The sequence below is a fragment of the Pseudomonas alloputida genome, assembly GCF_021283545.2.
Classification (GTDB): domain Bacteria; phylum Pseudomonadota; class Gammaproteobacteria; order Pseudomonadales; family Pseudomonadaceae; genus Aquipseudomonas; species Aquipseudomonas alloputida.
In genome coordinates, this window is sequence record NZ_CP128540.1 from 5,955,661 (window position 1) to 5,980,468 (window position 24,808).

General features: G+C 62.4%; 15 protein-coding genes. 8 read left to right on the top strand and 7 right to left on the bottom strand.

The window, feature by feature from the left end:
- Positions 1 to 137: 137 nt before the first annotated feature.
- The 3 genes from betI to betA all read left to right on the top strand — a co-directional run bounded on the left by betI (position 138) and on the right by betA (position 4,081).
- A complete protein-coding gene (betI, locus tag LU682_RS27535; RefSeq protein WP_014859113.1) occupies positions 138 to 794 on the top strand; it encodes a transcriptional regulator BetI in 657 nt (218 codons plus the stop codon).
- A gap of 39 nt (positions 795 to 833) precedes the next feature.
- The gene (gene betB, locus LU682_RS27540; protein ID WP_003249182.1) at positions 834 to 2,306 is read left to right on the top strand and encodes a betaine-aldehyde dehydrogenase; all 1,473 of its coding nucleotides are present in this window, start codon (positions 834 to 836) and stop codon (positions 2,304 to 2,306) included.
- Positions 2,307 to 2,383: 77 nt separating this feature from the next.
- Positions 2,384 to 4,081, top strand: a complete 1,698-nt coding sequence (betA, locus tag LU682_RS27545) for a choline dehydrogenase (protein ID WP_010955611.1) — start codon at positions 2,384 to 2,386, stop codon at positions 4,079 to 4,081.
- Between the two features lie 42 nt (positions 4,082 to 4,123).
- Here the strand turns inward: betA and LU682_RS27550 are convergent, their stop codons facing one another.
- Positions 4,124 to 6,274 (bottom strand): dermonecrotic toxin domain-containing protein, encoded by a 2,151-nt coding sequence (locus LU682_RS27550; RefSeq protein WP_010955612.1) that lies wholly within the window; start codon positions 6,272 to 6,274, stop codon positions 4,124 to 4,126.
- Between the two features lie 173 nt (positions 6,275 to 6,447).
- Between LU682_RS27550 and LU682_RS27555 the strand changes: the two genes are divergently transcribed.
- The 4 genes from LU682_RS27555 to trxC all read left to right on the top strand — a co-directional run bounded on the left by LU682_RS27555 (position 6,448) and on the right by trxC (position 13,722).
- Entirely contained in the window at positions 6,448 to 8,190 is a 1,743-nt protein-coding gene (locus LU682_RS27555) for a potassium/proton antiporter (RefSeq protein ID WP_010955613.1), read from the top strand.
- A gap of 35 nt (positions 8,191 to 8,225) precedes the next feature.
- Positions 8,226 to 11,534 (top strand): mechanosensitive channel MscK, encoded by a 3,309-nt coding sequence (mscK, locus tag LU682_RS27560; RefSeq protein ID WP_010955614.1) that lies wholly within the window; start codon positions 8,226 to 8,228, stop codon positions 11,532 to 11,534.
- Positions 11,535 to 11,696: 162 nt separating this feature from the next.
- Positions 11,697 to 13,157: a protein adenylyltransferase SelO gene (gene selO / locus LU682_RS27565; protein WP_049588303.1), complete on the top strand. Its 1,461-nt coding sequence runs from the start codon at positions 11,697 to 11,699 to the stop codon at positions 13,155 to 13,157.
- 130 nt (positions 13,158 to 13,287) lie between these two features.
- The gene (gene trxC / locus LU682_RS27570; RefSeq protein WP_010955616.1) at positions 13,288 to 13,722 is read left to right on the top strand and encodes a thioredoxin TrxC; all 435 of its coding nucleotides are present in this window, start codon (positions 13,288 to 13,290) and stop codon (positions 13,720 to 13,722) included.
- Here trxC and LU682_RS27575 read toward each other — a convergent pair.
- Together LU682_RS27575 and LU682_RS27580 are read right to left on the bottom strand one after the other, a co-directional pair.
- Positions 13,719 to 14,492 carry a ParA family protein gene (locus LU682_RS27575; protein ID WP_010955617.1) on the bottom strand — a complete coding sequence of 258 codons (774 nt, stop codon included), beginning with the start codon at positions 14,490 to 14,492 and terminating at the stop codon, positions 13,719 to 13,721. The two genes, trxC and LU682_RS27575, sit on opposite strands and share 4 nt — an antisense overlap.
- 76 nt (positions 14,493 to 14,568) lie before the next feature.
- On the bottom strand, positions 14,569 to 15,468 hold the full coding sequence (locus LU682_RS27580; protein ID WP_010955618.1) for a LysR family transcriptional regulator: 900 nt from the start codon (positions 15,466 to 15,468) through the stop codon (positions 14,569 to 14,571).
- Between the two features lie 165 nt (positions 15,469 to 15,633).
- Between LU682_RS27580 and LU682_RS27585 the strand changes: the two genes are divergently transcribed.
- On the top strand, positions 15,634 to 16,821 hold the full coding sequence (locus LU682_RS27585) for an MFS transporter (protein ID WP_232014165.1): 1,188 nt from the start codon (positions 15,634 to 15,636) through the stop codon (positions 16,819 to 16,821).
- A gap of 67 nt (positions 16,822 to 16,888) precedes the next feature.
- Here LU682_RS27585 and LU682_RS27590 read toward each other — a convergent pair whose 3' ends face one another.
- From LU682_RS27590 to gltB, 4 genes are all read right to left on the bottom strand, one after another.
- On the bottom strand, positions 16,889 to 17,236 hold the full coding sequence (locus LU682_RS27590) for a YgiW/YdeI family stress tolerance OB fold protein (RefSeq protein ID WP_014859120.1): 348 nt from the start codon (positions 17,234 to 17,236) through the stop codon (positions 16,889 to 16,891).
- Between the two features lie 116 nt (positions 17,237 to 17,352).
- The gene (gene hemE / locus LU682_RS27595) at positions 17,353 to 18,417 is read right to left on the bottom strand and encodes a uroporphyrinogen decarboxylase (RefSeq protein WP_010955621.1); all 1,065 of its coding nucleotides are present in this window, start codon (positions 18,415 to 18,417) and stop codon (positions 17,353 to 17,355) included.
- Positions 18,418 to 18,611: 194 nt separating this feature from the next.
- Positions 18,612 to 20,030 (bottom strand): FAD-dependent oxidoreductase, encoded by a 1,419-nt coding sequence (locus LU682_RS27600; RefSeq protein ID WP_003249156.1) that lies wholly within the window; start codon positions 20,028 to 20,030, stop codon positions 18,612 to 18,614.
- A 123-nt stretch (positions 20,031 to 20,153) separates the two neighbouring features.
- Positions 20,154 to 24,599 carry a glutamate synthase large subunit gene (gltB, locus tag LU682_RS27605; protein WP_010955622.1) on the bottom strand — a complete coding sequence of 1,482 codons (4,446 nt, stop codon included), beginning with the start codon at positions 24,597 to 24,599 and terminating at the stop codon, positions 20,154 to 20,156.
- Positions 24,600 to 24,808: the final 209 nt, after the last annotated feature.

Sequence of the window (24,808 nt, forward strand, 5' to 3'; positions counted from 1 at the left end):
GCCTGAAAAACTGTCAATGGCACAAATTGTCGCAGAGCTTATTCTTTATTGATTGAACGTTCAATCAAAACAAAATAGACTGGCCTTCGCCGAGTCAGCCGCCTGTCGTCTGCTCGCAGGCCTGAGGAGATAGCAAGATGCCCAAGGTCGGTATGCAACCCATCCGGCGCCAGCAGTTGATCGAAGCCACATTGCAGGCGGTCGATCAGGTCGGACTGGGGGACGCCAGCATTGCGCTGATTGCCCGTTTGGCCGGTGTGTCGAACGGCATCATCAGTCACTACTTTCGGGACAAGAACGGCCTGATCGCAGCGACGATGGGTTACATCATGAGCATGCTCAACGAAGGCGTCAGAGCACGTCGCCAGGCCCTGAAAGACGACAGCCCGCGCGCTCACCTGAAAGTGATCATCGAGGGCAACTTCGATGCCAGCCAGGTAAACGGCCCGGCAATGAAAACCTGGTTGGCCTTCTGGGCTTCCAGCATGCACCAGCCCGATTTGCACAGGTTGCAGCGGATCAACGACCACCGCTTGTATTCCAACCTGTGCTGCCAGTTCCGCCGCGCCCTGCCGCTCTACCATGCGCGCAAGGCAGCCCGCGGCCTGGCAGCCCTGATCGACGGTTTGTGGCTGCGTGGCGCCCTGTCGGGTGATGCATTCGACACCGACCAGGCGATACGGATTGCTTACGAATACATGGAACTACAACTGGCCAAGCAGCACACCCTGGGCACAAACGACCAGGCTGCTGACAATGCGCGCAGGGCCCTTGCCAACCCGGCAGGAGCATGACGCGCAAGCCAAACCACACACTGCACTTGCGAGGACACTATGGCCCGTTTCGGAACGCAAAAACTCTACATTGATGGCGCTTACGTCGACGCTGGCAGCGATGCCACTTTCGAAGCCATCAACCCGGCCACCGGCGAAGTCCTCGCCCACGTACAGCGTGCTACCGAGGCTGACGTCGAGAAGGCCGTGGAAAGCGCCGAGCGTGGCCAGAAAGTCTGGGCTGCGATGACTGCCATGCAGCGTTCGCGCATCCTGCGCCGCGCCGTCGACATCCTGCGCGAGCGCAACGATGAGCTGGCCATGCTGGAAACCCTGGACACCGGCAAGTCGTACTCCGAAACCCGCTACGTCGACATCGTTACCGGCGCCGACGTGCTGGAATACTACGCAGGCCTGGTACCGGCCATCGAAGGCGAGCAGATCCCGCTGCGCGAATCGTCCTTCGTCTACACCCGCCGCGAGCCGCTGGGCGTGACCGTGGGTATCGGTGCCTGGAACTACCCGATCCAGATCGCCCTGTGGAAATCTGCCCCGGCCCTGGCCGCTGGCAACGCGATGATCTTCAAACCGTCGGAAGTCACCTCGCTGACCACCCTGAAACTGGCCGAGATCTACACCGAAGCCGGCCTGCCGAACGGCGTGTTCAACGTTCTGACCGGCAGCGGCCGCGAAGTCGGCACCTGGCTGACCGAGCACCCGCGCATCGAAAAAGTGTCCTTCACCGGCGGCACCACCACCGGCAAGAAAGTCATGGCCAGCGCCTCCAGCTCTTCGCTGAAGGAAGTGACCATGGAGCTGGGCGGCAAGTCGCCACTGATCATCTGTGCCGACGCCGACCTGGACAAGGCCGCTGACATCGCCATGATGGCCAACTTCTACAGCTCGGGCCAGGTGTGCACCAACGGCACCCGCGTGTTCATCCCGGCTGAAATGAAGGCGGCCTTCGAAGCCAAGATCGCCGAGCGCGTTGCCCGCATCCGCGTTGGCAACCCGGAAGACGAAAACACCAACTTCGGCCCGCTGGTCAGCTTCCAGCACATGGAAAGCGTGCTGGGCTACATCGCCAAAGGCAAGGAAGAAGGTGCCCGCGTGCTGTGCGGCGGCGAGCGTCTGACTGCCGGTGACTTCGCCAAAGGTGCCTTCGTTGCGCCGACGGTGTTCACCGACTGCACCGACGACATGACCATCGTCAAAGAAGAGATCTTCGGCCCGGTGATGAGCATCCTCACCTACGAAACCGAAGAAGAAGTGATCCGCCGTGCCAACGACACCGACTACGGCCTGGCCGCCGGCGTCTGCACCAACGACATCACCCGCGCCCACCGCATCATCCACAAGCTCGAAGCCGGTATCTGCTGGATCAACGCCTGGGGTGAATCGCCGGCCGAAATGCCGGTAGGTGGCTACAAGCAGTCGGGCGTCGGCCGTGAAAACGGCGTCAGCTCGCTGGCTCAATACACTCGCATCAAGTCGGTCCAGGTCGAGCTGGGCGGCTACAACTCGGTTTTCTGAACCCTGTCTAGCCCCGCCCGTGCCACCGCGCACGGGCGTTCCCGCTCCCCGATCACCGCCAACACGAGGGTACTTTCATGTCCCAAGAATTCGATTACATCATCGTCGGTGCCGGCTCGGCCGGTAACACCCTGGCGACCCGCCTGACCGAAGACGCCGGCGTCACCGTATTGCTGCTGGAAGCCGGTGGCCCCGACTACCGCTTCGACTTCCGCACCCAGATGCCAGCCGCCCTGGCCTTCCCGCTGCAAGGCCGCCGCTACAACTGGGCCTACGAGACCGACCCGGAGCCGTACATGGACGGCCGCCGCATGGAATGTGGCCGTGGCAAGGGCCTGGGTGGCTCGTCGCTGATCAACGGCATGTGCTACATCCGCGGCAACGCCATGGACTTCGACGGCTGGGCAGAACTGCCAGGCCTGGAAGACTGGACCTACCTGGACTGCCTGCCGTACTTCCGCAAGGCCGAAACCCGTGACATCGGCCCGAACGACTACCATGGCGGCGAAGGCCCGGTCAGCGTGACCACGCCGAAAGCCGGCAACAACCCGCTGTTCCATGCCATGGTCGAAGCTGGCGTACAGGCCGGTTACCCACGCACAGAAGACCTCAACGGTTACCAGCAGGAAGGCTTCGGTCCGATGGACCGCACCGTGACCAAGAACGGCCGCCGCTCCAGCACTGCCCGTGGTTACCTGGACCAGGCCAAGAAGCGCCCGAACCTGACCATCGTCACCCACGCCCTCACGGATCGCGTTCTGTTCGACGGCAAGCGCGCCATCGGCGTGACCTACCTGGTCGGCGACAGCGAAGAGCGCGTCGAAGCCCGCGCCCGCAAGGAAGTGATCGTCAGCTCCGGGGCCATCGCCTCGCCGCAACTGCTGCAGCGCTCCGGCGTCGGCCCGCGCGCCCTGCTGGAAAGCCTCGACATCCCGGTTGTGCACGACCTTCCGGGCGTTGGTGAAAACCTTCAGGACCACCTGGAACTGTACCTGCAGTACGCCTGCACCCAGCCGGTTTCGCTATACCCGTCGCTGCTGTGGTGGAACCAGCCGGCGATCGGTGCCGAGTGGATGTTCAATGGCACCGGTATCGGCGCCAGCAACCAGTTCGAGGCCGGGGGGTTCATCCGGACTCGTCCGGAGTTCAAGTGGCCGAACATCCAGTACCACTTCCTGCCGGTTGCGATTAACTACAACGGCTCCAATGGCGTGAAGGAACATGGCTTCCAGGCGCACATGGGCTCCATGCGCTCGCCTGCCCGTGGCCGCATCCAGGTCAAGTCGAAAGACCCGCGCCAGCACCCGAGCATCCTGTTCAACTACATGTCCACCGAGCAGGACTGGCAGGAATTCCGTGACGGCATTCGTCTGACCCGTGAAATCATGGCCCAGCCGGCGCTGGACCCGTACCGTGGCCGCGAAATCAGCCCGGGCGCTGACGTGCAAACCGACGAGCAGCTGGACAAGTTCATCCGCGAGCACGCCGAAACCGCCTTCCACCCGTCCTGCTCGTGCAAGATGGGCACCGACGACATGGCAGTGGTCGATGGTGAAGGCCGCGTGCACGGCATGAAGGGCCTGCGCGTGGTCGATGCCTCGATCATGCCGCTGATCATCACCGGCAACCTCAACGCCACCACGATCATGATCGCCGAGAAGATTTCGGACAAGATCCGTGGTCGCAAGCCACTGCCGCGCAGCACCGCCAAGTACTACGTGGCGGGGGATGCACCAGTGAAAGGCAAGCCGATGCGTGAAGTGAAACAGGGCTGAGGCCTTGATCAGGGGCCGCGCAGCGGCCCCTTTCACGTTTGCTCAGGCGGGCAGCGCAAAAAATGTGCGCATCAACGAATCATCCTCGACACCCAGTCGCCCCGCCAGCGCCTGGCGATCGAACAACTGTCCTGTGCGCATTTCACGCACGGCCTTCCCGCCTGGCGCCTGCGCCAGTGCCTTCAGGCACACCTCGGTAAAGCGATAATTGTGCCCTTGAACGGCCGTCACCTTTTCCACTTGCAGGTAGCGCCCGGGCATCATCAAAGACTCCGCTTCATCAGGTCGCCTTGAAAAGGGCCCGATGGGCGTCGCCTGCATGTCTTCGCCCGGTTCCAATACATACACCAACGCATTTTCATCAAAAGCCCCCCTGCCGCTGACCTGGGTCTGCGGGTCGTTGAAAACCTCCCAGAGGGCATAGGGGTTTTCCGTGAATGACGTGAAGTCGGTGGTCACCAGCACGTCACCCACTTCAATGGCACCCTCACCAACTGCCTGAAAACCAGTGCCCCGCAGGCTGGAGGCAGCCCGATACAGCCTCACCTGATTACTGACGCCAATCTGCCCAAGTGCGCGGGCAAGGTCATGGCTGCGCTGGATATTCCCGGCGCGAGTGCCCTCCAGCGGCATACCCCGCCACAGGTTGTTGTAGCGCTCCGGCGAGCTGGTGTACTCGGCAATGGCGGGCGAACCAAACCCGAGCTCATCGCGGTAGACAGGGTAGGGCTCACCGAATGCATCCAGATACTCGCCATTGGGCCCCACGGCATCGAGATCAGCCCACGGAACCGCGCCCAACAGGGCTTCCTGGCGGGCCAGCGCCTGATCCGACACAGCCAGCAGGTCGTCTGCCGCCGGCGCCATGTAAAGCTCCCAATCGACCTTGGCAGCGGAGGCTTGCGCCTGACCAGTCACACGCGGGGGGACGTGGCCATCAGTGAACAGCTCGCTGGCACGCATCATGGCTATATCGAGCAGGATGAACAGGATATCCGTCAGTACTGACCACCATGCCGCAGTGCGCCAGGCCTGCTTGCCATTGATTGCCCGGTCCAGGTGCAGCGCCAGGCTTGCGGTGCCCAGACCGAGCGATGCCAATATCACTGGCCAGCCAAGCGGCGCCATCGGCGCAATTATAAAACTCGCTGCTTGCAAGCCCGACAGCCAATCGGCCTTGCGCAACTGTGCGTTGGTGGTCAGCCGTTCGTGGGCGTCGCTGGTCAGATCATCCATGACCGAATCGCGCAGACGAACGAACAGGTCCCCTTCAATGGCCTGTCCTGAAAACGTGGTGTCGCCTCGCGACTGTGCGAGCAACTTGAAGTAATTGCGTAGACGCGGGCGTAGCGACTGCGCCAGTACCCCGTCCCCGACGAACAGCCTGACCAGCCGCTCTCGCCCCGCAGTCGTGGTGGCCTGGTCAGCCATCCACATCTGGAACGCATGGCGATCGTCGAATACCTTCACCACAGCCTGCGCATCGGCAAGATAGAGGCACAACCTGCCAGTCTTCAGCTTGTGCAAGAACATCAGCTTGGCGCTGATACCGCCGATGACAAGAGCGTTCCATTGAGGTTGGGCATTCGCCTGCCTGGCCTGTCGCAGGCCTTGCACGGTGCTTGGCAGAGCGGCATCAGCGACCGTCACCGCCATGAGTTCCTGGCGCTCAGGTTGGCTCAGCGCAGATTGGCCCACAGCAGCAATGAAGCGGGCACGGGCCAGGACACAATAGTCTTCGCCATGCCGTGACCGGAACTTGCTCAGCGCCTCGGTGTAGCGCCCTGCAAAATCCAACTGCCAGAACGCCGTCAGTACTTGCCGAGGGTCGAGCCGCACTTCGTTGCGCTCGTCGTAAACTGCGTGGCTGGCATCCACCCGGTAGAAGCCACCATAAACACTCAACTCGTCAGCACTGGCCTGCTGCTGCGGGCTGAATCGCTGGATGACCAGTTCGGTAAGGCTCAAAGACCGCAGTGGCGGCCCACTGTGGCGCCAGCCGGTGAAGCTCGACGAACTGCTGGCCGCCGACTGGAACTCGTGCCAATAGAGCCCGTCCGGGTCCAGCCAGTACCCCAGTTGGCGGCGAAGCACGTGGCCCGCCGCCTGGCGCGCCAGATTGTGCAAATCAGGAAATTGCCCGAGCAGGCGCTGGGCCACCTGGGCGAGAGAAATGGTTTCTTTGACATTCATGTCCTTGGCTGCCTGACAGTGGGCGAACCATTACAGCTGCACGCCGCAGCGACGATGCGGTATCGCTTTACAGCCTGCGCCGGCATCAGGTTAGAATCGATTGGCACGCGACCTGCTGGCTGTTGCTGAATGCGCTACCATGCCCCTTCCCCGCTGTCTCGGAGTACCTGCCTTTGGATGCAAGCACCATCAACAGCCTGTTCCTGATCGGCGCATTGCTGGTGGGTGCAAGTATCCTGGTCAGCTCGCTGTCGTCGCGCCTGGGTATCCCTATTCTGGTCATCATCCTCGCCGTCGGCATGCTCGCCGGTGTCGATGGTGGCGGCATCATCTTCAACAATTACCCAACCGCCTACCTGGTGGGCAACCTGGCACTGGCCGTCATCCTGCTTGACGGTGGCCTGCGTACGCGGGTGGCAAGCTTCCGCGTGGCGCTGTGGCCGGCGCTGTCGCTGGCCACGGTCGGGGTGATGATCACCACCGCCCTCACCGGCCTGATCGCCGCCTGGCTGTTCAACCTGAGCCTGATTCAGGGCCTGCTGATCGGCGCCATCGTCGGCTCCACCGACGCCGCTGCAGTGTTCTCGCTGCTCGGCGGCAAAGGCCTGAACGAGCGGGTTTCCGCTACCCTCGAGATCGAGTCGGGCAGCAACGACCCGATGGCAGTGTTCCTCACTGTCACCTTGATCGACATGATCGCCAGCGGCGAGACCGGCCTGCACTGGAGCCTGCTGGGCCACTTGCTGCGTGAGTTCGGTATCGGCACGCTGCTGGGCCTGGGCGGCGGCTGGCTGATGCTGCAACTGGTAAACCGTATCAATCTGGCCGGCGGCCTGTACCCCATTCTGGTAGTGGCCGGCGGCCTGGTAATGTTCTCGCTGACCAACGCCCTGCATGGTAGCGGCTTCCTCGCCGTTTACCTGTGCGGCCTGGTGCTTGGCAACAAGCCTATCCGCAGCCGCCATGGCATCCTGCACATGCTCGACGGCATGGCCTGGCTGGCCCAGATCGGCATGTTCCTGGTGCTGGGGTTGCTGGTCACGCCGCACGACCTGCTGCCCATCGCCCTGCCGGCACTGGGCCTGGCGCTGTGGATGATCCTGGTGGCGCGGCCACTGTCGGTGGTCGCGGCCCTGCTGCCTTTCAAGGCTTTCCACGGCCGTGAAAAGGGCTTCATTTCGTGGGTCGGCCTGCGCGGCGCGGTACCGATCATTCTGGCGGTGTTCCCGCTGATGGCGGGCCTGCCAGACGCCCAGCTGTTCTTCAACCTGGCGTTCTTCATCGTGCTGGTGTCACTGCTGGTGCAGGGCACCAGTCTGCCGTGGGTGGCCAAGCTGCTGAAAGTGACGGTACCGCCAGACCCGGCGCCGATCTCCCGCTCCGCCCTTGAGGTGCACATCACCAGCGAGTGGGAGATGTTCGTCTACCGCCTGGGCGCAGAAAAATGGTGCATCGGTGCCGCCCTGCGCGAACTGAAAATGCCCGAAGGCACGCGGATTGCCGCGCTGTTCCGTGGTGAGCAACTGCTGCACCCGTCGGGCAGCACCGTGCTGGAGGTTGGCGACATGCTCTGCGTGATCGGCCACGAACACAACCTGCCGGCCCTCGGTAAGTTGTTCAGCCAGGCGCCACAGCGTGGCCTGGACCTGCGCTTCTTCGGCGACTTCGTGCTCGAAGGCGATGCCGAACTGGGTGCGGTGGCAGCGTTGTATGGCCTGAAGCTCGATGGCCTCGACGCGAAAATGCCGCTGGCACAGTTCATCCGACAGAAGGTCGGAGGCGCTCCAGTAGTAGGGGACCAGGTCGAATGGCATGGCACGATCTGGACCGTGGCAACCATGGACGGGAACAAGATCCAGAAAGTAGGCGTCAGATTCCCCGAAGGAACGCGACCCGGACCAGGATTGTTCCTCTAAACTTCGTTTCAGCCGGATCCACAAGTAGTCTGCCTATGTCCCTGCGCGTGTACCTTCGCACAGCCCTGCTCGGGTTGTGCCTGTCCCTTTCTTTTGCGGCTGGCGCGGCAGAAGCCCCGACCACCGCCAGTATCCAGAACAGCCTCGACAAGATCGCCGAGCGCAAGCTGCCCGAGGCAGACCAGAAGGCGCTGCAGCAGGTGCTCGAGCAAACGTTGAGCCTGCTTGCTGCCAAGGAAGACAACGAAAAGAAACTGGCTGCACTCAAGCAGCAGCTGAGCAGTGCCCCCAAGGAGACCAGCGACAGCCAGAAGGAGTTGGCCAAGCTCAAGGAAACCAAGGCACAACCGGTGGCACAGCGCTACGCCACCCTCACCGTGCCACAGCTTGAACAGATGCTCAGCGAACGCAACACGCAGCAGGGCGAGCTGCAAAAGGCGCTGTCTGAAGCCAACAGCCTGATCATCAACTCGCAAACCCGCCCCGAGCGCGCCCAGGCGGAGATCAGCAGCAGCCAGACGCGCACCCAGCAGATCAACAACATCCTCAAAACCGGCAAGGACGGTGGCAAAGCCATCAATGCCGACCAGCGCAATCAGCTCAACGCCGAGTTGGCCTCGCTCAACGCGCTGACCCTGCTGCGCCGCCAGGAACTGGCCGGCAACAGCCTGCTGCAAGACCTCGGCAATGCGCGTCACGACCTGATGGTCGAGCGCGCTGCGCGCCTGGAGCAGGAAATCCAGGACCTGCAGACGCTGATCAACGCCAAACGCCTGGCCCAGTCCCAGGAAGCCGTCACCCAGCAGTCGATCGAGGCTCAGAAGGCCGGCGGCAGCAGCCTGCTGGCCACTGAAAGCGCGATCAACCTCAAGCTTTCCGACTACCTGCTCAAGAGCACCGATCGCCTTAACGAACTGACCCAGCAGAACCTGCGCACCAAGCAGCAGCTCGACAGCCTGACCCAGGCCGACCAGGCGCTTGACGAGCAGATCAACGTGCTCAAGGGAAGCCTGCTGCTGTCGAAGATTCTCTATAAACAGAAACAGACCCTGCCGCACCTGAAGGTCGACCGCGACCTGGCCGACCAGATCGCCGACACCCGCCTGTACCAGTTCGAAGTCAACCAGCAACGCGAGCAGATGAGCAGCCCGGTCACCTACGTCGACAAGCTGCTGGCGGCGCAACCGCAGGAAGATGTGACACCGCAGCTGCGCAAGGCCCTGCTGGAAGTGGCCATCACCCGCAGCGACCTGTTGGAGCGGCTGAACCGCGAGCTGTCGGCGCTGCTCAACGAATCGATCACCTTGCAGCTCAACCAGAAGCAGCTGCTGGGCACCGCGCAGAGCCTGCGCACCACCCTCGACGAGCAAATGTTCTGGATCCCCAGCAACAAGCCGCTGGACTGGGACTGGCTGCAATACGTGCCGAAGCGCCTGGCCGACCAGGTCGCCAACTTGCCATGGGGCTCCAGCCTGAAAGAGCTGGCCGATGGCCTGAGCCAGCGCCCGTTGTTGTTCCTGCCGCTGCTGTTGGTGATCGGCGCGCTTTTGTGGCGGCGCAAATACCTTTACCAACGGTTGGGCAAGGTGCACCAGGATATCGGCCACTTCCGCCGTGACAGCCAATGGCACACGCCCCAGGCAATCCTTATCAACATTCTGCTGGCGATGCCGGTCAGCCTTGGCCTGGCGCTGTGCAGCTATGCCTTGCAGATCGATGCTCGCGGGCAAAACGCCAACCTGGGCGCCGCACTCTGGCAGCTGGCCCAGGCCTGGCTGGTGTTCTACACCGCCTACCGTATCCTCGCACCCGGTGGCGTGGCGGAAGTCCACTTCCGCTGGCACAAACCGCAGGTCGAGTTCCTGCGCGGCTGGGTTCGCCGCCTGGGCACTGTGGTGCTGGCACTGGTCGGCGTGGTGGCGGTGGCCGAGCACCAGCCTTCGGCACTGGCAGACGACGTGTTGGGCATCGGCGTGGTGCTGACCTGCTATGCGCTAATGGCCTGGCTGCTCAGCCGTCTGCTGCTCAGCAGCCCGGCACACCGTGACACCTCGCTGTTCCGCAGGGCGGTGGGGGTAGCGTTCACCGCCCTGCCCATCGCCCTGTTCGTCGCCGTGTGCTTCGGCTACTACTACACGGCACTGAAGCTTACCGATCGACTCATCTACACCCTGTACCTGCTGCTGTTCTGGTTGGTGATCGAAGCCGCCTTCGTGCGCGGCCTGTCGGTGGCTGCACGGCGCCTGGCCTACCAGCGTGCGTTGACCAAGCGTGCGGCGGCCAAGGAAGGGCTGGATGGCGAAGTCATCACCGAGGAGCCAACGCTGGATATCGAACAGGTCAACCAGCAGTCGCTGCGCCTGATCCGCCTGGCCCTGCTCGGCGGCTTCATCGCCGGCCTGTACTGGGTGTGGGCCGACCTGATCTCGGTGTTCGCCTACCTCAACAATTTCGTCCTCTACGAATACACCAGCGGCACCGGCGCCGCCGCCAGCATGGTACCGATCAGCCTCGGCGACCTGCTCGGCGCGCTGGTGATCGTCGGCATCACCTTCGCCCTGGCCGGCAACTTGCCAGGCTTGCTGGAAGTACTGGTGCTGTCTCGCCTGAACCTGGCCCAGGGCAGTGCCTACGCCACCACCACGCTGTTGTCGTACACCATCGTCGGCATCGGCATCGTCAGCACCCTGTCGACCCTGGGGGTGAGCTGGGACAAGCTGCAATGGCTGGTGGCCGCGCTGTCAGTAGGGCTGGGCTTCGGCATGCAGGAAATCTTCGCCAACTTCATCTCCGGCATCATGATCCTGTTCGAGCGCCCGGTACGGATTGGCGACACCATCACCATCGGCAACCTGTCGGGCACGGTAAGCAAGATCCGCATCCGCGCCACCACCATCACCGACTTCGACCGCAAGGACATCATCGTCCCCAACAAGACCTTCATCACTGGCCAACTGATCAACTGGTCGCTGACCGACACGGTCACCCGGGTGACGCTGAAGCTGGGCATCGACTATGGCTCAGACCTCGACCTGGTGCGCGACCTGCTGCTCAAGGGCGCGCATGAGAACCCACGCGTGCTCAAGGATCCGGAACCGATCGTGTACTTCCTCAACTTCGGCGAAAGCTCGCTGGACCACGAACTGCGCATGCACGTCCGTGACCTGGGCGACCGCAACCCGACGCTGGACGAGATCAACCGCTACATCAACCGCGAGTTCAAGGCCCATAACATCAAGATCTCGGTACGCCAGGTAGAGGTGTTCCTGATGGATGCGAAGGGCAGCAAGCAGCAATTGATTCCGATGGAACAGCCAAAATCGGATGGCACTGCTTCGGCCTGAATGGGCTCGAATACTTTATTGTGTGCAAAATGGCTGCGAGGGCTTCGCCCTCGTTCGCGGGTAAACCCGCTCCTAAATCGGGCGCTGGCCGCTGTGGGGGCGGGCTCACCCGCGAAAGGCCGCCAAGCGGCCCCATTGGCACCGATTCCAAGGAGCAGTCCCGTGAAAGCCCTCGACCAACTCACCTTCGACAACCGCTTCGCCCGCCTGGGCGATGCGTTCTCCACCCAGGTGCTGCCCGAGCCCATTGCAGACCCGCGCCTGGTGGTAGCGAGCGAGTCGGCCATGGCCTTGCTCGACCTCGACCCCGCCCAGGCCGAGCTGCCGGTGTTCGCCGAGCTGTTCAGCGGCCACAAACTGTGGGAAGAGGCCGACCCTCGGGCGATGGTTTATTCCGGCCACCAGTTCGGCTCGTACAACCCACGTCTGGGCGACGGCCGTGGCCTGCTGCTGGCCGAAGTGCTCAACGACGCAGGCGAACACTGGGACCTGCACCTCAAGGGCGCCGGCCAGACACCCTACTCCCGCATGGGTGACGGCCGTGCCGTGCTGCGCTCGTCGATTCGCGAGTTTCTCGCCTCCGAAGCCCTGCACGCCCTGGGTATCGCGACCAGCCGGGCACTGTGCGTAATCGGTTCCAGCACACCGGTGTGGCGCGAAACTCGTGAAAGCGCGGCCATGCTGACGCGTCTGGCGCAGAGCCATGTGCGTTTCGGCCATTTCGAGTACTTCTACTACACCAAGCAGCCCGAGCAGCAGCGCGTGTTGATCGACCATGTGCTGGAACAGCACTATCCCGAATGCCGTGAGGCCGAGCAGCCCTACCTGGCCATGTTCCGCACCATCGTCGAGCGCAATGCCGAACTGATCGCCCGCTGGCAGGCGTATGGCTTCTGCCACGGCGTGATGAACACCGACAACATGTCGATCCTCGGCATCACCTTCGATTTTGGCCCCTACGCGTTCCTGGATGACTTCGACGCCAACTTCATCTGCAACCACTCCGACGACCGTGGCCGCTACAGCTACGCCAACCAGGTGCCCATCGCCCACTGGAACCTCAGCGCGCTGGCCCAGGCACTGACCACCGTGATCGAAGTTGAGCCACTGAAGGAAGCGTTGGGCCTGTTCCTGCCGCTGTACCAGGCCCATTACCTGGACCTGATGCGCCGGCGCCTAGGGCTGACCACCGCCGAAGATGATGACATGGTGCTGGTCGAGCGCCTGCTGCAGTGCATGCAACGCGGTGGCGTGGACTACAGCCTGTTCTTCCGCAAACTGGGTGAGCAGCCGGTAGCCGAGGCGCTGAAGGTGGCGCGCGATGACTTTATCGACCTGGCCGGTTTCGATGCCTGGGGCGCAGACTACCTGGCCCGCTGTGGGCGTGAGCCCGGCAATGCCGAAGGCCGCCGCGAGCGGATGCATGCGGTGAACCCGCTGTACGTGCTGCGCAACTACCTGGCGCAGAAAGCCATCGAAGCGGCCGAGGCGGGGGACTACAGTGAAGTTCGACGGCTGCACCAAGTCCTGGCCAGGCCTTTCGAGGAACAGCCCGGGATGCAAGCCTACGCCGAGCGACCGCCGGAGTGGGGCAAGCACCTGGAAATCAGCTGCTCTTCCTGATTAGCGCCGAATCCTGTGGGAGCGGGCGTGCCCGCGAAGCAGGCAACGTGATGGATTGCACCGGCTTCGCCGGTGTTCGCGGGCACGCCCGCTCCCACAAGGAAACCGTGAACCCAACACCGGAGATGAAATGACCGACCCACTGGTAATCCCCTGCCCCCACTGCAACGGCCTCAACCGCCTGCCCGCCGAGCGCCTGGGCGATGCGCCGAAATGCGGTCGCTGCAAAAAGGATGTGCTGTTGAGCACCCCCTTCGAACTTACCGAAGCCAGCTACGCCAGCCAGATCAAAGGCGACCTGCCGCTGCTGGTCGACATCTGGGCCGACTGGTGCGGCCCGTGCAAGTCATTCGCCCCCACCTTCGAAGAGGCCGCCCGGAAGCTTGCTGGCCGCTGCCGCCTGGCCAAGCTCGACAGCGAAGCCAACCGTAACCTCGCAGGGCAACTGGGCATACGCTCGATCCCCAGCCTGCTGCTGTTCAAGAACGGCCGCGAAATCAGCCGCCAGGCCGGGGCGTTTCCACTCCAGTCGCTGCTGGAGTGGCTGCGTAGCCAAGGGGTTTAAGCGTTTTCTTCAAGCAGCGAATGCAGCTCGACAAACTGCTGAGTCAGCTTGTGCCGCGGCTCCAGGTGAATCAGCGGCAGGCTGGCGTGGTGCGATTCGCGCATTTTCACCGAGCTGCCCAAGTACACCGGCAGCACCGGCAACCCTTCGGCCAGCAGTTCGTCGAGCATCTGCTGCGGCAGGCTGGCACGTGACTGGAACTGGTTGACCACGATGCCTTCGACCACCAAGTCTTCGTTGTGGTCTTCCTTGAGGTCTTCGATCTCGGCCAGCAGGCCATACAGGGCCTGGCGCGAAAAGCTGTCGCAGTCGAAGGGGATCAGCACGCGATCGGCAGCGATCAGCGCAGAAACCGCATAGAAATTAAGCGCCGGCGGGGTATCGATGTAGATACGCTCGTAATCCTCGTCCAGCTCGTCGAGCAACTTGCGCAGCTTGTTGATCTTGTGTTTTGCCTCCAGCTTTGGCTGCAGGTCGGCCAGCTCGGCAGTGGCGGTGACCACATGCAGGTTGTCGAACGGGGTTTCGTAGATATCGACCTTGTTCTTCTTGCTGAACGGCCCGCTGGAAAGGCTTTGCTTGAAGAAATCGGCGATGCCCATGGGGATGTCCTCGCCGGTCAGGCCGGTGAGGTATTGGGTCGAGTTCGCCTGGGCATCCAGGTCGATCAACAAGGTCCGGTAGCCTTCATTGGCACTGACCGCCGCCAGGTTGCAGGCAATGCTCGACTTGCCCACGCCACCTTTCTGATTGAACACCACGCGCCGCATGATTGACCTCCGTGTATCAACGAATGCCCGAGTATGTGGCGGCAGTGGGGCAATGACCAGTGCCATTTGACCGGCATCACGCCTGACCGACCACCTGCCCTGTCAACAACTCGGCAAATGCCTTGGCCATGACCGAATGACCACGCTCGCGCTGCACCAGCCACACCGCCGTCATCGCCTCTTCATCGAGCAAGGTGCGGTACACCACCCCTTCGATGCGCATGCGCTGGAACGACGCCGGCAACACCGACACCCCCAGCCCCGCCGAGACCAGGCCGATGATGGTCATCGCTTCCCCTGCCTCTTGCGCAAAATGGGGGCTGAAACCCGCATGCCGTGCCAGGCTCAGCAATTGTGCATGCAAGCCGCTGCCATAACTGCGCGGGAAGAACACGAAGGGCTCAGGGGCCAACGCCGCCATGTAGACGCCTTGCTCAGTGCCCTCAGCCAGCGGATGCGAAGCATTGATCACCGCCACCAACGGTTCTCGGAACAACTCGGTGGCCACCAACCCCTCCGGCAGCGGCATCGGCCGCATCAACCCCACCTCGATGGACTCGTCGAATACCCCTTCGGCAACATCACGGCTGCTCATTTCCTTGAGGTTCAGGTGCACCGCCGGAAAGCGCTGACGGAAGGCGTGAATGGCCTTGGGGATTTTCGAGGTGAACGGGGCCGAGGAGGTGAAACCGATTTTCATCTCCCCCAGCTCGCCCAACTGCGCACGCCGGGCGACATCCGCGGCCTTCTCCACCTGCGCCAATACCTGGCGCGCTTCCTCGAGGAACAATCGCCCGGCCTCGCTCAGTTCGACACGACGATTGGTACGGTCGAACAACCGGGCCCCCAACTCCTGCTCCAGAGCCTGGATCTGCTGACTCAAGGGCGGTTGGGAAATACCCAGCTGCTGGGCGGCGCGGCCAAAGTGCAGCTCTTCGGCCACAGCAATGAAGTAACGCAGATGACGCAGTTCCATGAGCCGCTCCAATCAAGTCGTAAAACATCTCAAATAGGTCGAACAATATATTGGATCTAATCGTTAGCCAGCTATATGCTTTTTTCATTGCGCCAGAGGTACCCGCCCGTGAAAACTGCAGTAGCCCCCCTCCTCCTTGAGCCAAAACCTGCCATCCTGACCGAAATGTGGATCGAAAAAGGCACACCCGCCTTCATGAAAACCGTGCTGGCCTTGTTCAGCGGCGGTTTCGCCACCTTCGCCTTGCTGTACTGCGTACAGCCGATGATGCCTCTGCTGTCCCGGGAGTTTGCCATCAACGCGGCACAGAGCAGCCTGGTGCTGTCGGTGTCCACCGCCATGCTGGCGTTCGGCCTGCTGATCACCGGCCCCATTTCTGACCGCATCGGACGCAAGCCCGTGATGGTGTTCGCGCTGGTCTGCGCCGCCCTGTCCACCTTGGCCAGCGCAGTGATGCCCAGCTGGGAGCTGGTACTGGCCACCCGCGCATTGGTCGGCCTGTCGCTGAGCGGCCTGGCGGCAGTGGCGATGACTTACCTGAGCGAAGAGATCCACCCGCAACACATTGGCCTGGCCATGGGCCTGTACATCGGCGGCAACGCGATTGGCGGCATGAGCGGGCGTCTCATCACGGGCGTACTGATCGACTTCGTCAGCTGGCACACGGCGATGCTGACCATTGGCGGCCTGGCCCTGGTGGCCGCGCTGGTATTCTGGAAGGTGCTGCCGGAGTCACGCAATTTCCGCGCACAGACGATGAACCCACGCAGCCTGCTGGACGGCTTTGTCATGCACTTCAAGGACGCCGGCCTGCCCTGGCTGTTCCTTGAAGCCTTCCTGCTGATGGGCGCCTTCGTCACATTGTTCAACTACATCGGCTACCGCCTGCTGGCCGAGCCCTACCACATGAACCAGGCGCTGGTCGGCTTGCTGTCGGTGGTTTACCTGTCGGGTATCTACAGTTCTGCACAGGTCGGCGCCCTGGCGGACAAACTGGGCCGGCGCAAGGTGTTCTGGGCCAGTATCGTGGTAATGGCGGTTGGCTTGCTGATGACGCTGGCCAGTCCACTGGTGATGGTGATCGTGGGCATGCTGGTGTTCACCTTCGGCTTCTTTGGTGCGCACTCGGTGGCCAGCAGCTGGATCGGCCGCCGGGCGCTGAAGGCCAAGGGGCAGGCGTCGTCGCTGTACCTGTTCTGCTACTACGCTGGCTCCAGCGTGGCCGGTACGGCGGGCGGGGTGTTCTGGCACCAGTGGGGCTGGAACGGGATCGGGCTGTTCATTGGCAGCTTGCTGGCGGTGGCCTTGATGGTGGCGTTGCACCTGAGCAAGTTGCCACCCAAAACGGTGTGATGCATTCGTGGGCACGCCCGCACCCACAACCTGTGGGAGCGGGTGTGACCACGAAGAGGCCATCAGATCAGTTGATGATCTCGACAATATCCACATCCACTTCCCGGCTCATCAGGTGCTTTTCAACCTCACCGGTCAGCTTCACCTTGGTCTTGTCGTTGAACGGTGTCGGCGGCAGGTCCTCATCGTCGATCTCGACAGTGATGGTGCCGGTGTTGTCCTTGAACTCGTACTTGTCGTCGTTGTTGATCTTCTTGGTCACGAAGCCCTGCAGCACAACCGGGGTGTCGTCGGCGGCGTCGTTCGCGGCGGCAACCGTGGTTACCGACTGGGCGCCAGGGCCGGTGTAGCCAGCCGCAAATGCGCCAGTGCTGAACAAGGGGGCGAGGATGAGGGCGAGATAACGGATTTTCATGATAATCGGGTCCTGTTTCGGTTTCGATGGGACCAGATTAGCGACGATCGCTGAATTCAAACTTAACGTACAAAAAACCCGGCATCGAAGCCGGGTTTACTGTGCAGTGCATCAAGTCACTGGTGGTACTGCGCCGACAGTTCGTGCACGGCGTTGATGAATGCACCCGCATGTTCCGGGTCAACTTCCGGCGTGATGCCGTGGCCAAGGTTGAACACATGGCCAGTGCCGTGGCCATAGCTGGCCAGGATGCGCGCCACTTCCTTGCGAATGGCCTCGGGCTTGGCATACAGCACGGTCGGGTCCATGTTGCCTTGCAGCGCCACCTTGTCACCCACGCGGCGACGGGCGTCGCCGATCTCGCAGGTCCAGTCCAGGCCCAGCGCGTCGGCGCCGGCTTCGGCAATGCTTTCCAGCCACAAGCCACCATTCTTGGTGAACAGGATCACCGGCACCTTGCGCCCCTCGTGCTCGCGGATCAGGCCGCTGACGATCTTGCGCATGTAGGCCAGGGAGAACTCCTGATAGGCCGCCGCCGACAGGTTGCCGCCCCAGGTGTCGAAGATCTGTACGGCCTGGGCGCCGGCCAGGATCTGGCCGTTAAGGTAGCTGGTGACCGACTGGGCCAGCTTGTCCAGCAGCAGGTGCAGGGCTTGCGGGTTGTCGTAGGCCATGGCCTTGGTCTTGCGGAAGTCCTTCGACGAGCCGCCTTCGACCATGTAGGTAGCCAGGGTCCACGGGCTGCCGGAGAAGCCGATCAACGGCACACGGCCATTGAGCTCACGGCGAATGGTGCTGACCGCATCCATCACGTAGCCGAGGTCTTTCTGTGGGTCCGGAACTGGCAGCGCCTCGATGTCGGCGGGGGTGCTGATGACCTTCTTGAAACGCGGGCCTTCGCCGGTTTCAAAGTACAGGCCCAGGCCCATGGCATCGGGAATGGTAAGGATGTCCGAGAACAGGATCGCTGCATCCAGCGGGTAGCGGTCCAGCGGCTGCAGGGTGACCTCGCAGGCGAACTGCGGGTTCATGCACAGGCTCATGAAGTCACCGGCCTTGGCGCGGCTGGCGCGGTACTCCGGCAGGTAGCGGCCGGCCTGGCGCATCATCCACACCGGGGTGACGTCTACGGGTTGCTTGAGCAGTGCACGCAGGAAACGATCGTTCTTCAGGGCAGTCATGTCGGCATCCGGAAAAATAGTGCGGGCATTTTCTCAGACACCAGCGCAAAAGGCACGGCCATGGCCATGTGTTTTGTCTATTGGATGCCACAGATCAAGCGTTTTTGTATACAAAAGCTTCGCGGGCATGCCTGCCCCCACGGGTTCTGCGCTTAACCCTGCGGGAGCGGGCATGCCCGCGAACAGGTCGAAGCTCAGACTTCGAGGTAGTCCAGGATACCCTCGGCAGCCGTACGCCCTTCGAAGATCGCAGTCACCACCAGGTCCGAACCGCGCACCATGTCGCCACCGGCAAACACTTTCGGGTTGCTGGTCTGGTGCTTGAACTTGCCCTTCTCCGGGGCAACCACACGACCTTGGCTGTCCAGCTGAATGCCATGCTGTTCAAACCACGGTGCCGGGCTCGGGCGGAAGCCGAAGGCGATTACCACGGCGTCTGCCGGCAGGATCTCTTCGGAGCCCGGGATTGGCTCAGGGCTGCGGCGGCCACGGGCATCAGGCTCGCCCAGGCGAGTCTCGACCACTTTGACGCCTTCGACCTTGTCCTCGCCCACAATGGCAATGGGCTGACGGTTGTAGAGGAACTTCACGCCCTCTTCCTTGGCGTTCTTAACCTCTTTGCGCGAACCCGGCATGTTGGCTTCGTCACGACGATAAGCACAGGTCACCGCCTTGGCACCCTGACGGATCGAGGTACGGTTGCAGTCCATCGCGGTGTCACCACCGCCCAGCACCACCACTTTCTTGCCCTGCATGTCGACGAAGTCTTCCGGCGACTTCTCGAAGCCCAGGTTGCGGTTGACGTTGGCGATCAGGAAGTCCAGTGCGTCATGCACGCCCGGCAGGTCTTCACCCGGGAAGCCGCCCTTCATGTAGGTGTAGGTACCCATGCCCATGAACACCGCGTCGTACTCGGCGAGCAGCTGTTCCATGGTCACATCCTTGCCCACCTCGGTGTTCAGGCGGAACTCGATGCCCATGCCGGTGAACACTTCACGGCGGTTGCTGAGCACGGTCTTTTCCAGCTTGAACTCGGGGATACCGAAGGTCAGCAGGCCACCGATCTCAGGGTTTTTGTCGAACACCACCGGGGTTACCCCGGCGCGCACCAGCACGTCGGCGCAGCCCAGGCCCGCCGGGCCGGCGCCGATGATGGCAACGCGCTTGCCGGTTGGCTTGACCTTGGACATGTCCGGACGCCAGCCCATGGCGAAGGCGGTGTCGGTGATGTACTTCTCCACCGAGCCGATGGTCACCGCGCCGAAACCGTCGTTCAGGGTGCAGGCACCCTCGCACAGGCGGTCTTGCGGGCAAACACGGCCGCATACTTCCGGCAGGGTGTTGGTCTGGTGCGACAGTTCCGCCGCGGCCAGGATGTTGCCTTCGGAGACCAGCTTCAACCAGTTGGGGATGAAGTTGTGTACCGGGCACTTCCACTCGCAATACGGGTTACCGCAGCCCAGGCAGCGGTGCGCCTGCTCCACGGACTGCTGCGGCTTGAACGGTTCGTAGATTTCCACGAACTCCTTCTTGCGCTGGCGCAGCAGCTTTTTTTTCGGGTCCTTTCGGCCCACTTCGATGAACTGGAAGTCGTTGTTCAGACGTTCAGCCATTTTTCAAAACCTCTTTACAGCAGCTGCAAGCTACACGCTGCAAGCCGCAAGACGATCACTTAAGCCGGGCAAACCTCGCACTGCCATTACCTGCAGCTCGAGGCTTGCCACTTGCAGCTGTTTTTACTGCGGGTTGGCACGGGTGCTGGACAACAGCTGCTTCAGGTTGGCTGCCTTCGGCTTGACCAGCCAGAAGCGCCGCACGTAGTCGTCCAGGTTCTCCGAGAGCTCACGCCCCCACTCGCTGCCGGTCTCATCCACATACTCGGCAAGGACACGCGCCAGGTGGCTACGGTAGGCCTCCATCGCTTCGCCACTGATACGCTGGATTTCCACCAGCTCGTGGTTGAGCTTGTCGACGAAGCTATTGTCCATGTCGAGCACGTAGGCAAAGCCGCCAGTCATGCCAGAACCGAAGTTGTAACCGGTCTTGCCCAGAACGCAGACAAAGCCGCCGGTCATGTATTCACAGCAGTGATCGCCAGTGCCCTCGACAACAGCATGGGCGCCGGAGTTACGTACAGCGAAGCGCTCGCCCGCAGTACCTGCGGCAAACAGCTTGCCGCCAGTGGCACCGTACAGGCAGGTGTTGCCGACGATGGCGCTGTGCTGGGTTTCGAACGGGCTGCCGGCTGGCGGCACGATGGTGACCTTGCCACCGGTCATGCCTTTGCCGACGTAATCGTTGGCGTCGCCTTCCAGGTGCAGGTTCAGGCCACCGGCGTTCCACACACCAAAGCTCTGGCCCGCAGTCCCCTTGAAGCGGAAGGTGATCGGCGCCGCGGCCATGCCCTGGTTGCCGTGCAGGCGGGCGATTTCGCCCGACACACGCGCACCAATGGAGCGGTCGCAGTTGCAGATGTCGAGGCTGAACTCGCCACCCGCCTGGTCGCGGATGGCCGGCATGGCCATATCAACCATCTTCTCGGCCAACTCGCCCAGGTCGAACGGCGGGTTCTTGTCGACTTCGCAGAACTGCGGTTTGTCCGCAGGAATGTGCGAGCTGCCCAGCAGCGGCGACAGGTCCAGGTACTGCTGGCGTTCGGTGTCACCTGGCAGCACTTCGAGCAGGTCGGTACGGCCGATCAGCTCGCCAAGGCTGCGCACGCCCAGCTTGGCCAACCACTCGCGGGTTTCTTCGGCGACAAAGGTGAAGAAGTTGATCACCATGTCGACGGTGCCGATGTAGTGGTCCTTGCGCAGCTTGTCGTTCTGGGTGGCCACGCCGGTGGCGCAGTTGTTCAGGTGGCAGATGCGCAGGTACTTGCAGCCCAGGGCAATCATTGGCGCGGTACCAAAGCCGAAGCTTTCGGCGCCGAGGATGGCCGCCTTGATAACGTCCAGGCCGGTTTTCAGGCCGCCGTCGGTCTGCACCCGTACCTTGCCACGCAGGTCATTGCCGCGCAGGGTCTGGTGGGTTTCCGCAAGGCCAAGCTCCCAAGGGGCGCCGGCGTATTTGATCGAGGTCAGCGGCGAAGCACCGGTACCACCGTCGTAACCGGAGATGGTGATCAGGTCGGCATAGGCCTTGGCCACACCTGCGGCGATGGTGCCCACGCCCGCTTCGGCTACCAGCTTGACCGATACCAGCGCCTGCGGGTTGACCTGCTTGAGGTCGTAGATCAGCTGGGCCAGATCTTCGATCGAGTAAATGTCATGGTGTGGCGGTGGCGAGATCAGGGTCACGCCCGGTACCGCATAACGCAGCTTGGCGATCAGGCCGTTGACCTTTCCGCCCGGCAACTGGCCGCCCTCACCCGGCTTGGCGCCCTGGGCAACCTTGATCTGCAGCACTTCGGCGTTGACCAGATACTCCGGGGTCACACCAAAACGGCCGGTGGCCACCTGCTTGATCTTCGAGCTCTTGATGGTGCCATAGCGCGACGGGTCTTCGCCGCCTTCACCCGAGTTGGAGCGTGCGCCCAGGCGGTTCATGGCCTCGGCCAGCGCTTCGTGGGCTTCCGGCGACAGTGCACCCAGCGAGATACCCGCCGAGTCGAAACGCTTGAGAATCGCCTCCAGCGGCTCGACCTGCTCCAGCGCCAGCGGCTGGTCGGCCACTTTCACCTTGAGCAAGTCACGAATCATCGACACCGGGCGCTGGTCCACCAGCGTGGTGTATTCCTTGAACTTGGCGTAGTCGCCCTGCTGCACAGCCGCTTGCAGGGTGTTGACCACGTCCGGGTTGTAGGCGTGGTATTCGCCACCGTGGACGAACTTCAGCAGGCCACCTTGCTGGATCGGCTTGCGCGCGCTCCAGGCTTCGGCCGCCAGCAGCTTCTGGTCGTTTTCCAGGTCTTCGAAGCGCGCACCCTTGATGCGGCTGGACACGCCCTTGAAGCTCAGGCCGACCACTTCCTCGGCCAGGCCAATGGCTTCGAACAGCTGTGCACCGCGGTACGAGGCGATGGTGGAGATACCCATCTTGGACAGGATCTTCAGCAGGCCCTTGGAAATACCTTTGCGGTAGTACTTGAACACTTCGTCCAGGTCGCCCAGCACTTCGCCGGTACGGATCAGGTCAGCCAGTACTTCATACGCCAGGTACGGGTAAACGGCCGAGGCACCGAAGCCCAGCAGCACGGCGAAGTGATGCGGATCACGGGCGGTAGCGGTTTCCACCAGGATGTTGCTGTCGCAACGCAGGCCCTGTTCGGTCAGGCGGTGGTGCACTGCACCAACGGCCAGCGAAGCGTGCACCGGCAGCTTGCCCGGGGCGATATAACGGTCGCTCAGCACCAGCTGGGTCTTGCCCCCACGCACAGCTTCTTCGGCCTGGTCGGCAATGTTGCGGATGGCCGCTTCCAGGCCGACGCTCTGCTCATAGTTGAGGTCGATCAGCTGGCGGTCGAAGCCTTCGCGCTCCAGGTTCATCAGCGAACGCCACTTGGCGGGCGAGATGACCGGCGAGCTGAGGATGACCCGCGAAGCGTGCTCCGGGGACTCCTGGAAGATGTTGCGCTCGGCACCCAGGCAGATTTCCAGCGACATTACGATCGCTTCGCGCAGCGGGTCGATCGGCGGGTTGGTTACCTGAGCGAACTGCTGGCGGAAGAAGTCGTACGGCGAGCGCACGCGCTGCGACAGCACGGCCATCGGCGTGTCGTCACCCATCGAGCCAACGGCTTCCTGGCCCTGCTCACCCAACGGGCGCAGTACCTGGTCACGCTCTTCGAAGGTGACCTGGAACATCTTCATGTATTGCTTGAGCTGGTCAGCGTCGTAGCTGGCCACACCCTGGTCGTCGGTCAGCGTCGCCTGGATGCGGGTGGCGTGCTGACGCAGCCAGCGCTTGTACGGGTGGCGCGACTTCAGGCGGTTGTCGATGGCGTCGGTGTCGAGGATCTGGCCGGTTTCGGTGTCCACGGCAAGGATCTGGCCCGGGCCGACACGGCCCTTGGCCAGCACTTCCTCAGGCTGATAGCCCCATACGCCGATTTCCGAGGCGATGGTGATGTAACCATTGGTGGTGGTCACCCAGCGCGCCGGGCGTAGACCGTTACGGTCGAGCAGGCACACCGCGTGGCGGCCTTCGGTCATGACGATACCGGCCGGGCCATCCCACGGCTCCATGTGCATGGAGTTGTATTCGTAGAAGGCGCGCAGGTCGGCGTCCATGGTCTCGACGTTCTGCCACGCTGGCGGTACCAGCATGCGCACGCCGCGGAACAGGTCGATGCCACCGGTGACCATCAGTTCCAGCATGTTGTCCATGCTGGACGAGTCGGAACCGACGCGGTTGACCAGCGGGCCGAGCTCTTCGAGGTCCGGGATCTGGTCATTGGCGAACTTGGTGCGACGAGCCACGGCCCAGTTGCGGTTGCCGGTGATGGTGTTGATCTCGCCGTTGTGGGCGAGGAAGCGGAACGGCTGCGCCAGCGGCCATTTCGGCAGGGTGTTGGTGGAGAAGCGCTGGTGGAACACGCAGATCGCGGTTTGCAGGCGCTCGTCACCCAGGTCTGGATAAAACGCCGCGAGATCGCGCGGCATCATCAGGCCTTTGTAGATGATGGTCTTGTGCGAGAAGCTGCAGATGTAGTGGTCGGCGTCGTGGGCGTTGGCCACCGACGAACGACGACGGGCACTGAACAGCTTGATGGCGAATTCCTGGTCGCTCAGGCCTTCACCGCCAATGAACACCTGCTCGATCTGCGGCAGGCGCTCCAGGGCCAGGCGGCCGAGGACGCTGGTGTCGATCGGCACCTTGCGCCAGCCGACCAGTTTCAGGCCAGCGGCGAGGATCTCGCGGTCCATGTTGGCGCGGGCAGCTTCGGCTTTGACCGGGTCCTGGTTGAAGAACACCATGCCGACGGCGTACTGCTTGGGCAGCTCGACAGCGAAGTGCTCCTGGGCCATGGCACGCAGGAATTGATCGGGCTTCTGCATGAGCAGACCGCAACCGTCACCGGTCTTGCCGTCGGCATTGATGCCGCCGCGGTGGGTCATGCATGTCAGCGCCTGCATGGCAGTTTGCAGAAGGTGGTGGCTCGGCTCACCCGTCATATGGGCGATCAGGCCAAAACCACAGTTGTCCTTGAATTCTTCGGGATGGTACAGACCTGTTTTCATAGACACATTCTCACCAGGTTCACCTCTCAACGGAGGTAAATCTCTTTTTTAACAACCACTTACCATCCACGCCGATCAAACGCCAGCTTTTTTGCGGTGGTCATGGAAAACCATTGTTGCACAGCGACAGCGACGCCCACAAATTTTCATGTCTCGCCATTGAAAATTTATGTCGCAATTTTGAATGTTTTTGCGCCATGCGCCGTGAT

Coding starts and splice junctions, on each gene's coding strand:
- LU682_RS27575 (WP_010955617.1), bottom strand. CDS start 14,492: ATGCGGCGCGTGGTGTTCAATCAGAAAGGTGGCGTGGGCAAGTCGAGC.
- mscK (WP_010955614.1), top strand. CDS start 8,226: ATGTCCCTGCGCGTGTACCTTCGCACAGCCCTGCTCGGGTTGTGCCTG.
- LU682_RS27550 (WP_010955612.1), bottom strand. CDS start 6,274: ATGAATGTCAAAGAAACCATTTCTCTCGCCCAGGTGGCCCAGCGCCTG.
- gltB (WP_010955622.1), bottom strand. CDS start 24,599: ATGAAAACAGGTCTGTACCATCCCGAAGAATTCAAGGACAACTGTGGT.
- LU682_RS27590 (WP_014859120.1), bottom strand. CDS start 17,236: ATGAAAATCCGTTATCTCGCCCTCATCCTCGCCCCCTTGTTCAGCACT.
- LU682_RS27585 (WP_232014165.1), top strand. CDS start 15,634: ATGTGGATCGAAAAAGGCACACCCGCCTTCATGAAAACCGTGCTGGCC.
- hemE (WP_010955621.1), bottom strand. CDS start 18,417: ATGACTGCCCTGAAGAACGATCGTTTCCTGCGTGCACTGCTCAAGCAA.
- LU682_RS27600 (WP_003249156.1), bottom strand. CDS start 20,030: ATGGCTGAACGTCTGAACAACGACTTCCAGTTCATCGAAGTGGGCCGA.
- betI (WP_014859113.1), top strand. CDS start 138: ATGCCCAAGGTCGGTATGCAACCCATCCGGCGCCAGCAGTTGATCGAA.
- LU682_RS27580 (WP_010955618.1), bottom strand. CDS start 15,468: ATGGAACTGCGTCATCTGCGTTACTTCATTGCTGTGGCCGAAGAGCTG.
- betB (WP_003249182.1), top strand. CDS start 834: ATGGCCCGTTTCGGAACGCAAAAACTCTACATTGATGGCGCTTACGTC.
- betA (WP_010955611.1), top strand. CDS start 2,384: ATGTCCCAAGAATTCGATTACATCATCGTCGGTGCCGGCTCGGCCGGT.
- trxC (WP_010955616.1), top strand. CDS start 13,288: ATGACCGACCCACTGGTAATCCCCTGCCCCCACTGCAACGGCCTCAAC.